This window comes from Asticcacaulis sp. AC460, assembly GCF_000495795.1.
Lineage (GTDB): Bacteria > Pseudomonadota > Alphaproteobacteria > Caulobacterales > Caulobacteraceae > Asticcacaulis.
Window position 1 is genome coordinate 1 of the sequence record NZ_AWGD01000052.1, and the last position, 11,719, is coordinate 11,719.

The following is an 11,719-nucleotide window of genomic DNA, read 5'->3' on the forward strand; positions in this document are numbered from 1 at the left end:
CGTTGTTCAGGCTGTTGCCGGTACCGTCGATGTCGTCCGAACCGGTGAGGGTCAGGTTGTCCTTGCCCGCCGCCAGCGTGGTGGAGGTGCTGGAACAGATCAGGTCGATGACCGGGGTAACCGTGAAGGTCAGGCTGGCATCGGTATAGGTATGACCGTCATAGACCTTGTAGGTCACCGTGATGTCACCGAAGTAGTCGGCCGGCGGCGTGATGACCACGTCGTTGCCGGACATACCCGCGGTGCCGGTGCTGATATTGAGGTTGGTGACGGACAGGGTCAGGCCATCGGCGCTGCTCCAGCCTTCCAGCATCTGCGCCTGTGTAACCGTCTTGGTGCCGCTGTCTTCGGCGATCGAGGACAGAGTGGCCGCCGTGTCGAGTTCCGGTGCGTCATAGACGTTGGTGACCTCGATGGTAGCGCCGCCGTAGCTGACGCCGTCAGTGGCGTCATGGACTTCGTACTCGAACTCGATCTGACCGGTGTAGTCGTCCGGCGCCGTCACCGTGAAGGTGCCGTCGTGGTTGTCGACCACCGTGAAGCCATCGCCGGCATCCAGGTTATGGACCGTGAAGGCGGTGTCGCCGTCGACATCGGTCCAGCCGGCCAGCAGGGACGCCGCCGAGATGACGATCGGCTGGTCTTCCGTGGTGGTGCTCAGGTTGATATCGGCCGGGGCTGTCGGGTCGTCATTGACCGCACCAACGTTGAAGGTGCTGGTGAAGACGGTCGAACCGCCCGAACCGTCCGACACCTTGTAGGTGACCGAGGCGCTGCCGTTGTAGTTGGCGGTCGGCGTGAAGGTGAAGCCGCCGCTGCCATCCGAGGCGAAGGTGCCGTTGGTGGCGTTCAGGCAGTGGATGGTCCAGCCCGACTTGGTCGGATTGTCGACATCGCTGATACCCGACAGCAGGGTGTCACGGCTGATATTCAGGATTTCATCCTCGGTGGCGCCGGTGATGGTCCCCGCCGTACCGGTCGGCGCGTCGTTGACGGCGCCGACGGTGAAGGTGCTGGTATAGTCGGTGTCGTCCTCGCCGTCGGAGACGGTGTAGGTGATGGTCGCCGTGCCGCTGTAGTTGCTGTCGCCGCGGAAGACGTAGTGCTCCAGGTCATCGTCCCACACGATCGTGCCGTGGGTGGCTTCGATGTCGGTGATTTCGAGCTGGGCGGTGATGTTGTCGACATCAGTGACGCCGGCCAGCAGGTCGGAAACCGTGATGATCTTGTCGGTGTCTTCGAGGACACCGCTGATCGAGGCCGAGCTGCCACCCGGCGCGTCATTGACGGCCGCAACCTCGAAGGTCTTTTCGACCTCCTGGGTCAGGACACCGTCGGAGACGGTGTAGGTGATGGTGACCGTGCCGTTTTCGTTGAGGTCCGGGGTGAAGACGTAGTTGCCGCTGACCAGGCTGATCGAACCGGTATCGACGTCGATGGCGGTGATGGTGAAGGTCGGGCTGCCGCCGTCGGGATCGGTGAAGCCCTGCAGCAGTTGCGCGGTCGTGATGTTGAAGGCGTGGTCTTCGGTGGCGCCGGTGAGGTCGGCGCTGTTATCCGGATCGTAGTCGGGGGCATCCGCCACCGGCGTAACGGTCAGGCTGCGCGTCGCGGTGACCTGCGTCGTGCCGTCCGACACCTTGTAGGTGACGGTGACGGTGCCGTTGTAGTCGGCGTCCGGCGTGATGGTAAAGCTGCCGCCCGTGTGGGTGACCGAGCCATGGGTGACCTGGATATCCGACACGACCAGGGCCGGCAGGACATGCTCTTCGTCGCGTTCGAAGTCGATATCGGTCCAGCCGGCCAGCAGGAGTTCGTCCGAACCGGAGAAGAACGCGTCTTCGGCGATCGTGCCGAGCGAACCCGGGCTGGTCGGCGCGTGGGGCGCGTCGTTGACGTTCTCGATCAGGATCGTGATCTCGGACAGGACCTGCGTGGTACCGTCGGACACCGTGAAGTTGATGGTGACGGGACCGTAGTAGTCGTTCGGCGGATTGTAGCGGTAGGTGCCGTTCGGGTTGAGGGTGATTTCGCCTTCGGAGGGGAAGACGTCGGAGACGGTGATCGTGGCATCGTCGGGGTTGTCGACACCGGCGAGGAGATCCGAAACTTGGAGCGTCTTGACCGTGTCTTCCTGCATGTGGATCGTGGCGCCCGGAATGACGGTCGGGGCGTCGTAGGTGTTGGTGACCGCGACCGTGATCGTGCCCTGGGTCGTGGTGTCGCCATCGCTCACCGTATAGGTGATGGTGGCGTTGCCGTAGAAGTTGCTCGCCGGGGTGAAGGTCAGGTTGGTGCCGCTGATCGACACCGAGCCCTGGTCGCTGACAGCGGCGCTGATGGTCAGGGATTCGGACGGGTCGATGTCGGCGATATGGCCGGCCACGTCGATGACGATCTGCGTCTCTTCGTCGGTCGTGCCGCCATTGAAGCTATCGGCGGTCGGCGCATCGTTGACGTTGGCGACATTGACCGTCAGCGTGCCGGTATCGGACAGGGTACCGTCGGAGACCGTGTAGCTGATGGTGGTCTCACCCTGGAAGTTCGCCGTCGGGGTGAAGGTCATGACCGTCCCCACGAACGTGACCGTGCCGTTGGGGCTGGTGGCCGAGAGGGTCAGCTGGGCGTCGGTATGATCGACGTCCGAAACCAGGTCGGCCAGGTCGATGACCAGGTTCTGGTCTTCCGTCGCGCTGGCCGTCGTGTCGTTACCGACCGGGGCGTCGTTGACGGCGCTGACCGAGAGGCCGATCGTCGCCGGCAGCGAACCGCCGTGGCCGTCCAAGACATTGTAGCTGAGGGTGACACTGCCGTTATAGTTGGCCGTGTGGGTGACGGTCCAGGTGCCGTCGTTGTTGTTGACAACCGAGCCGTGGTCGGAGGTGACGTTCGAGACGTCCAGGGTGTCGATCGTATCCGGATCGCTGAAGCCCGTCAGGAGCTGAGCCTTGGTAACCACATAGGTCTGGTCTTCCGTACCGCTGCTCAGCGAGGCCTGGCTGCTGCTCAGGACCGGACCGTCATTGGTGCCATGCAGGGTGATGGTCACGACTTCGGTATCGCTGCCGCTGTGACCGTCGCTGACTGTGATGGTGTAGGTCTGGGTCAGGGTCTGGCCGACCGCCAGGAACTGAATGTCGTCATTGTCGACCTCGAAGTGCCAGGCGATGGTGCCGGTGCCGTCAGTGGTGCTGTCGTCGCTGACCTCGGCCGTCAGGGTGCCGTAATAGACGGAAGGGACGCTGATGATATTGCCCGGCGTGACCGTAACCGTATGGCTGTCGGTCAGATCGACATCGGCGAAGTCGAGTTCGCCGAAAGCTTCCTGCGTGTCCGCAGGTACCACCGGCGGGGAAGAGATAAGGCCGCCAACGAGAGCGCCGATCGGACCAGCGTCTTCCGTCACCGAACCGGTGGTGTCGCCATCGCCGGCAATGACCGGAGCGTCATTCGTTCCGGTGACAGTGATGTCGAACGAGGCGCTGGTCGAGGCCGTCCCGTCGCTGACGGAATAGTTGACGGTGACAACGGTGGTCTGACCGGCCGCCAGCGAGTTGTAGGCAGCGTGGGTCGGATCGAAGGTGAAGGTCGAACCCGACAAGGTGACGCCGGCGGGCAGGCCGCTGGCGGAGACCGACAGGCTGCCGTTTTCGACGTCGCTAGCATTGCTCAACGCGTTGATGGTGACCGGCGGAGCGCCTTCGGTCGCCGTGGTGTTCAGGTTGCCGGTCAGGATCGGCGCGTCGTTGACGGCGTTGATCGTCAGTTCCTGGGTCAGGTTCAGGGTGCCGCCATGGCCGTCGGAGACCGTGTAGCTCAGGACCAGGGCGCCGAAGTAGTTGGCGGAGGGCGTGATGATCCAGTTGCTGCCGTCAGCGACCGCCGTGCCGTGATCGACCGTGAGGCCGGTGATGGTCATGGTGTGACCCTCATCGTCCTCGACACCTTGCAGCAGCGAGGCTCTCGAGACGGTATAGGGGGTGTCTTCGGTACCGGCCGACAGTTCGGCCTGGGCATCGTCGAGATAGGGCACAGTGTTGGCTTCGACGATCTTCTGGAAGATGCCGTTGTTGGCGGCGTCGGCCGAGGTCCAGGTGACCACGAAGCTGCCATTGACCAGGGTGCTGACCGAAGCGGCGACCTGTTCACCCGAGGTGGTGGTGTTGATCAGGATGGTGCTGCCGTCAGCCGTGCCGCTGGCGGTGAAGCGCTGGGCGTAGATACCGGAGCCACCGCCATCGTTGCTGCTGGTCCAGACGACGACGAAGCCGCCGGTGCTCAGGGCTGCGATGGCCGGATCCGACTGGTTGCCCGGCGCACTGGCGCTGGCCACCGTATTGGTTCCCTGGGCCACACCGCTGGAATTGTAGCGCTGGAACTGGATCTCGGTCGAGGTGCTGTCCTGCCAGGCGATGACATAACCGCCGTTTTCAAGCGCGGCCGTGGTCGGGAAGCGCTGGTTGCCCGCCGTCGCCGTGTTGACGTGAACTTCGCTGCCCTGGGCGACGCCGGCCGAGTTGTAGCGCTGAGCGTAGATGCCGTAGCCCAGGCCGCTGCCTTCCTGGCCGTTGCTGTGCCAGGTAACGACGAAGCTGTTGTCGGCCAGGGCCGTGATGGCCGGGCTTTGTTGGTCGCCAGTGGTGTAGGTGTTGATCAGGAATTCCGAGCCCGAGGCCACGCCGGCGGACGTGTAGCGCTGGGCCGTGATACCGAAGCTGGAGCCGTCACCGGTGTTGATCGAGGCGCTGGCCCACGAGATGATGTAGCTGCCGTCGCTGAACGCCGTGACGACCGGCTGGTGCTGGTCGGAACCCGTGTGGGTGTTGGCCCGGGTTTCAGCCACGACCACCGTGCCGGCGGCGTTGTACTGCTTGAAGTAGACGCCGTAGGCCGAGCCGTCCTGGACGTTGGACGCCCAGGCAATGACGTAGCCGCCACCGGCCAGGCCGGTGATGGTCGGCTGGTACTGCTGGTTGGCGCCGGTGGTGTTGACCTGGAATTCGTTGGCGACGGGGGTGCCGTCGGCATTGAAGTGGCGGGCCTTGATGCCGACGCTGGCCGTGCTGCCGCTCAGGTCGGTGCCGGTCCAGGTGACGACATAGCCGCCGCCGGTCAGGTGCGCCACGGACGACGAGTTCTGCTCGCCGGCGGTGATGTTGTTGACCGCGCCCTGGGTCAGCGGATTGAAGGTGGTGGCCAAAAGGGCGGTGTCGCTCAGGATCCAGGTGCGCTGTGTGCCGGCGGTTGTCGCGGTGCCGTCCGTGACCGCGAAGGAGAAGGTGACCTTGCCGATATAGCCCGTGGTCGGTGCGAAGCTGTAATTGCCATCGCCCAGGTCGGTGACCGTACCGTGGGTCGCCGTCACGGCGCCGCTGATGCTCAGCTCGTCGTTATCGACGTCAGTGAAACCATCCAGCAGGTCCGCCGCGGTGAAGGTGTAGGCGGTGTTCAGCTTACCGAAGTCGAGGTTGGCCAGATCGTCCTGGACCGGCGGACCGTCATTGACCGAGGCCAGCGAGAAGGTCCGGGTCTGGTTGGTGAGGTCGTTCTTGCCGTCGGTAACCGTGTAGGTGACGATGACCGAGCCGTGGTAGTCGGAGTCCGGCGTGAAGGTCCAGCCGCCGTCAGCGACGCTCAGCTTACCATGATCGGCACTGATGTCGCTGATGGACAGCGAGCTGTCGACGTCGGAGAAACCTTCCAGAAGGGTCGAGGCCAGGATCCCCTGGGCGATGTCCTCAGTGCCATCGTCGATCGTGCCGGTCGGGGCGCCGGTCGGGGCATCGTCAACGGCGGCGACGGTGTAGGTGGCGTAGGTCGAGTAGCTCTCATCACCGTCGGTGACGGTGTAGATCAAGTCGACACTACCGTTGAAGTTCTCAGGCAGGGAGACGGTGTAGCTATCGTCGTCAAGTGTGGCGAGCCCCATAAAGGTAGCGCCACTATAGACGGAGACGGAGCCAGCGATCGACAGGACGTCATGGTCGACATCGGAAGCATTGGCCAGCAAATCCGCCAGCGTGAACACGGCGTCGGTACCTTCGTTGACGCCAGTCAGGGTGACTGGGCCGCTTACGGTCGGAGCATCGTTGACAGCGGCGACTTCAAAAGTGGCTGAACCGGCCACCGTGTCCGTGCCGTCGGTAACGACATAGGTCAGGTTGACGGTGCCGTTGTAGTTCGCGTCGGTCAGGTTGATCGTGTAATTGCCCGCGCTGTAATCGGCGGTGCCAATGGTATTGCCCTCGCCGTCCTTGACGGTCACGGCGTTGCCCTGGACTGACGGCGTACCGTCGACATCGGCGGCATTACCCAGCAGGTCGGCGGCGCTGTAAACGGCGGCAGTGCCTTCGTTGACGCCCGTCAGCGTGTCCGTCCCACTAAAGGTCGGAGCGTCGTTGACGGCGGCGACCGTATAGGTGGCCGAGCCGGCGACCGTGTCGTTGCCGTCGGTGACGGTATAGCTCAGATAGACGTCGCCGTTATAGTCCGGGTCGGTCAGGGTAATAGTGAAGGTGTCGTCGACGCGCGATGCCGTCCCGATGATGGCGTCGGAACTTTCGCTGGCGGTCACCGTGATCGAACCCGAAATGTCCAGAGTGTCGTTGTCGGCGTCGGACGCATTGCCCAGCAAGTCGGTCAGCGAATACTCGGCATTCGTGCCTTCATTGACGCCCGTCAGCGTGTCCGTCGCGCTGAAAGTCGGGGCGTTGTTCGTGTCAACAAGAGTCATGGTCGTGGAGTAGCCGTAGACGGTTCCACCCCATTCATCCGTATCGGTGATGGCCAGATAATAGGTTCCCGTGGAGGTAATATCAAACTGGGCATATTCGGTGGTGTTTCCTGGGACATCGGAACCGTCACTCGCGTACAGCATGCCCTTGGAATCGTAGAGGGCGATCTGCAAATTCCCCCAGTCGCCTCCGGTCAGGGAAACGTCGTAAAGGCCGACCTCATCAACATCCACCTTTACCCAATCCGTGTCGCTACGGTCATATCCGAAGTCTCCGGAGTAGTTCCCCGCTCCGGCGGTAAGCGTCATCACGGCATCGGTCGCGATGCTGGCGCGAACATCTTGCCGCATGCTGAGGGTGTAGGTACTGTTGGTATCCTCCCCACTAGTTAGGGACACGGCAACATAGTACGTCCCCGCCGCGAGATCAAAATGGGCATATTCGCTGGTACTACCGTCGTCGTCGTCGTCATTAGCGAGCAGGACACCCTCGGAGTCGTAGATCGAGAGACCGACATTACCCCAGCCGTCCCCGCCCGAAAGCCTCAGGTCATAGAGGCTATCTTCGGTGACGGTGATCTTGATCCAGTCTGTATCGTCAGGGGCTTCGAATATGTCGTTTAAGCTTCCAGCGCCATCTCCATCAAGAATGAGCTCAGCGCCGGACGATGTATCGTTGGGAATATCAACCATTTTCAGGTATCCTTGTAATGCGGCGCATAGGGCGCAGATTGTAAGCGTGCACGCCCGCAGGCCGGGAGCGCATGGGTTTCAGACGGGAGCGGCTCGTACGCAGCGCGGCCATCGCGGGCGCGTGGAACAGCCGATGATCGGTTTTCGAAGGTGTTTTAGGGTCGAGCCCTCGACGTGTTGGAAAGAGGAATATCCCGTCGGATCAACGGCCGTGCCGCATCGAAATCGGCGGCTGAAGTCCGGGCCGGCGGGTCGATAACTCTAGGCGTACTGCACTCCTACCCTGTTTGAATCTTTTGTTATTCCCGGCAAACTCAACCTATGGGAGGAAAATCGTTTGCATTGGGCGGGGCCAGATTCGCCAATTATTGTTAATTTGGTCTGAATCATGGCAATAATTTTATGGCTTGCTTATAAAATTTTTGTGCGCGCCCCATCGATATCCGATATCCCGCCAAACTAGTCCGTTTTACGAACCCACGGTAGCCCATACCCGGACAACTTATCGTAAAGTGGCCATTGCCGGAAAATTTCGCGGGATGTTCAAAAATTGAGCATTTGTCAGGAGTTTCGTGGGATACAGGACTCGAAAAAGCCGCCAGACCTGCCGTCCTAGAGCTGCCCTTCATGACCGAATCCGAACTGCGTATCCTCCTTGTCGAAGACAATCCCGGCGACGCCCTGCTGTTCCGCCGCGCCCTGCAGCGTGAGAACGCCCAGGTCGAGATCGTCCACGTCATGACCGGCGAGGCGGCGCTGCAACGCCTCAGCGACGACCGCCAAAGGATCGACCTGATCTTTCTCGACCTCAACCTGCCGGGGATGTCGGGATTCGACGTCCTCGGACACCTGAAATCGGAACTGACCCTGCGCTCGATTCCGGTCGTGGTGCTGAGCAGTTCGCAGGCGCGCGACGACATCAACAGCAGCTACAATGCCTTTGCCAGCGTCTACCTGGTCAAGCCGTCCGATCTGCCGGGTTACGATAAAATGGCCCGGTTCATCGTCGACTGCTGGTTCGGCATGGCGCAGTTGCCCCAGGCGGGTTAGCCGCACCGGACGACGTATGACACGCTTTGTCATTTGCCGTGCCGCCATAGCGGCCACACACTGATCGCGCCGTCCCCGGCCTCAGATGAGGACCACGATCATGCGCACCCTTGCCACCCTCCTGATACTGTCTGTCGCGGCGGCTTCGCCGGCACAGGCCGGACTGACCAGTGAGGGCTTTAGCGACAAGGTTGATCAGGTCCTGACCATGCACCAGGAGGCCAATCGCCTGTACGACGAGGCCGCGGCTCAGATCAATGCCGGCGATCTGTCGGGCGGCTGCCCGAAATTACAACAGTCGGTCGATCTGAGGCGGGCCGAACTGCCGCTGTTCGACGAACTGATCGCCTTCGCCACCGAAAATAATACGACGGATCAGGAGCGTTTCCGCAAAGGCCGTGAGGCCGTCGCCACAAGGCTGGAGAGCGACAGCGAGGCCTTGCCGGCCTGTGCCAAAGCCCTGTCGTCCGGCACATCGGGCCACGACCCGGCCTATGTCGCCACCTATAACGAACAGTCGGAACTGGCCAGCCAATGGGCGCAAAGCGCCCGCGCCAACCTGGAGGCCTCGGGCGCGGCGACCCGTGCCGGCGACAAGGCGTCGGCCTGTGCCTATCTTGGCTATGCCATCGACGCCATGGACAAGCGCAACGCGATCTATGATCAGCTGGCAGCTTTGGCCCGCCGCTACGGCTACGACGACAGCGTCATGGCTCAGGCCTACGAAGCGGGTCGCGCCGACGAAATGGGGCCCGATGGTCCCTTTCTCCTCTGGTACAATAACTGCCCGCATTGATCGCAAATCCCGGTTGCGAACCGGACAAGCCTCCCCATATCGACATTTCCGAGGAGGCACATCATGACAGACTATCACCTGGCCGAGCTGAACATCGCCCGGTTCCGCGTTCCCATGTCGGACCCCGTCAATGCCGACTTCGTCAACGCGCTGGACCGGGTCAATGCCCTGGCGGACGGCAGTGACGGTTTTGTCTGGCGCCTGACCGGCGACGGCGGCAATGCCATGGACATCAAGGCCTATGCCGACCCCCATGTCGCCATCAACATGTCGGTGTGGCGCGATATTGACGCCCTTGCGGCCTATACCTATCGCAACCCCGAACACCTGGCCATCATGCGCCGGCGCAAGGAGTGGTTCGAGAAGATGGAGCTGTCCTTCGTCCTGTGGTGGGTGCCGGCCGGCCATATCCCCACTGTTTCCGAAGCCGTCGACCGGCTGGAGCGTCTGCGCCGGATCGGACCGCATGCCGAAGCCTTCACCTTCAGCCGCCCCTACCCGGCCCCTGGCCAGGACGTGCCGGAGCCCGTGCTGGATACCTGTGCCTGAGTCCGGTTCAGGCCGGACGGACGGTGTCGCCCGCCGGCACGGCCGGGGTTGATGGCGGGGCAAAACCCTTGCGCGTCATGGTGCCCCACGACTTCTTGCCGCGCAGGAATTCCCACCAGCCGATGATGCGCCAGACATTGGTAAGCTGGCGGTAGCCGAAGTTCTCGATCACCGCCACCAGGGTCAGCAGGGCCAGGTCCGACGCCCGCGGCACCCGGCGCAGCTCAAGCTCCTCCAGGATCAGCGAGCACACCGAAATGAAGACCCCGAAAGCGAAGAACAGGGCGACATAGGCCAGGAAGAAGTCCAGGCTGAACACGCCGGCGATCCAGAACAGCGGCATCAGGATATAGCCCAGCACCTCGGCGATCGGCCCCAGCACATCGATAATCAGGTTGTTGAGGAAGCCCAGCATGCCGACCTTGCCGTAACGCGGGTTCAGCAGCATGTCGCGGTGCCTGAAAAACACCTCCAGCGCCCCGCGTTGCCAGCGCTTGCGCTGGTTGCTCAGCACCTTCAGGGTTTCCGGCGCCTCGGTCCAGCACACCGGCTCCGGAACATAGCGCAGCGCATAGGTGCGATCGTGGTTGTGCATGTGCTTGTGCATCTTGACGATCAGCTCATAGTCCTCGCCGACCGTGCCGTGGGTGAAGCCGCCGACCTCGACCGCCGCGCTGCGCCGGAAGATGCCGAAGGCGCCTGAAATCAGGGTCAGTATGCCCCACCGGCTCCACGCCAGGCGCGCCATCAGATAGGCGCGGATATATTCCATATACTGGACCAGGGGCAGGAACTTGCGCGGCAGCCCGGCCTGGATGACCTGGCCATTCTTCACCACGCAGCCATTGAGCACACGGATGGTGCCGCCGACGGCGATCATGTGGCGCGGGTCTTCCATGAACGGCCGCACCGAGCTGAGCAGCGACTCGATCTCCAGCAGCGAGTCGGCGTCGACCACGCAGAATAATGGATTGCGCGACAGGTTGATGCCGGCATTGATGGCGTCGGACTTGCCGCCATTCTGCTTGTCGACCACCAGAAGCCGGGCATACATGGGCGAGCCATAGACCTGGCGGATCGGCTGGTGCTTGACGGCCTGTTCGTGGGCCCGGGTCACCGGCACAAGCTGGAAGGCGTCGATCAGGACCTTCAGTGTGCTGTCCTTCGATCCGTCATTGACGACGATGATCTCCAGGTCGGGATAGCGCAGCGACAGCATCGACCGCACGCTTTCGACGATGGTCGCTTCCTCGTTATAGCCGGGCACGACCAGGCTGATCGGCATGGCCACGTCCGAAATCAATAACTGGAAAGCCGACTCCGAATCCTCCGCCTGGGAGCGCTGGCGCAACTCGGCCCAGGCGGCTGGGAGCTGCAGAGCGTAGACCAGGTTCTGGGCCACGCCGATGGCCAGGATCGTCCATGACAGGATAAGCAGGTAGGGGCTGTAGTCCACCAGAAAGGCGGAGGCCTGGGCACCGAGATCCATCACCGCGCCCCCGTGAATTCAAGCAGGGCCTGGCTGGCCATCTCACCGGTGGCGCCGGGCTGGCGGCTCAGCGCCTTGAGCGCGGCGACGCCGCGGTCGCCGAAACGATAGATGGCTTCAGCAGCGCGGAAGCGCACCCACCAGTCGTCGTCGTTCAGCCGCCCGACAAGCGCCGGCAGGGTCGGCAAGGCATGCAGTTCGCCCAGGGCCTGGGCGGCATGGACGCGCACGCCGGGGTCCTGGTCGGCGAGGCGCCCGGCCATGGCGGCGCCACCGCGCGGATCGGCGATCCGGCCCAGCGCGGCGACAGCCTGGGCGCGGACATCGGTGACGGCATCTTCGCTCAGGGTGATCAGGGCGGGCACGGCCTCGACCGCGCCGATCGAGCCCAGCGCCATGACCGCGGCGG

The 11,719-nt window shown here is 62.9% G+C and carries 6 protein-coding genes; 3 read left to right on the forward strand and 3 right to left on the reverse strand.

The genetic code is table 11. The annotated features are described in order from the left end of the window. Nucleotides 1-7,426: cadherin-like domain-containing protein (locus ABAC460_RS50075; RefSeq protein ID WP_023456027.1), on the reverse strand; the 7,426-nt coding region annotated here is incomplete at its 3' end. Nucleotides 7,427-8,053: 627 nt separating this feature from the next. On the opposite strand from ABAC460_RS50075, the gene ABAC460_RS47815 reads away from it, so the two are divergent. From ABAC460_RS47815 to ABAC460_RS47825, 3 genes are all read left to right on the forward strand, one after another. Continuing rightward, nucleotides 8,054-8,476 (forward strand): response regulator, encoded by a 423-nt coding sequence (locus ABAC460_RS47815; RefSeq protein WP_023456028.1) that lies wholly within the window; start codon nt 8,054-8,056, stop codon nt 8,474-8,476. A gap of 100 nt (nt 8,477-8,576) precedes the next feature. Further along, nucleotides 8,577-9,272, forward strand: coding sequence for a hypothetical protein (locus ABAC460_RS47820; RefSeq protein WP_023456029.1), 696 nt, complete (start codon nt 8,577-8,579; stop codon nt 9,270-9,272). 63 nt (nt 9,273-9,335) lie between these two features. Continuing rightward, nucleotides 9,336-9,821, forward strand: coding sequence for a DUF3291 domain-containing protein (locus ABAC460_RS47825; protein WP_023456030.1), 486 nt, complete (start codon nt 9,336-9,338; stop codon nt 9,819-9,821). A gap of 7 nt (nt 9,822-9,828) precedes the next feature. Here ABAC460_RS47825 and ABAC460_RS47830 read toward each other — a convergent pair whose 3' ends face one another. Both ABAC460_RS47830 and ABAC460_RS47835 read right to left on the reverse strand, forming a co-directional pair. Continuing rightward, nucleotides 9,829-11,310 (reverse strand): glycosyltransferase family 2 protein, encoded by a 1,482-nt coding sequence (locus ABAC460_RS47830; RefSeq protein WP_023456031.1) that lies wholly within the window; start codon nt 11,308-11,310, stop codon nt 9,829-9,831. Next, the coding region (locus tag ABAC460_RS47835; protein ID WP_023456032.1) for a HEAT repeat domain-containing protein at nt 11,310-11,719 on the reverse strand (410 nt) is incomplete at its 5' end. The genes ABAC460_RS47835 and ABAC460_RS47830, both read right to left, overlap by 1 nt.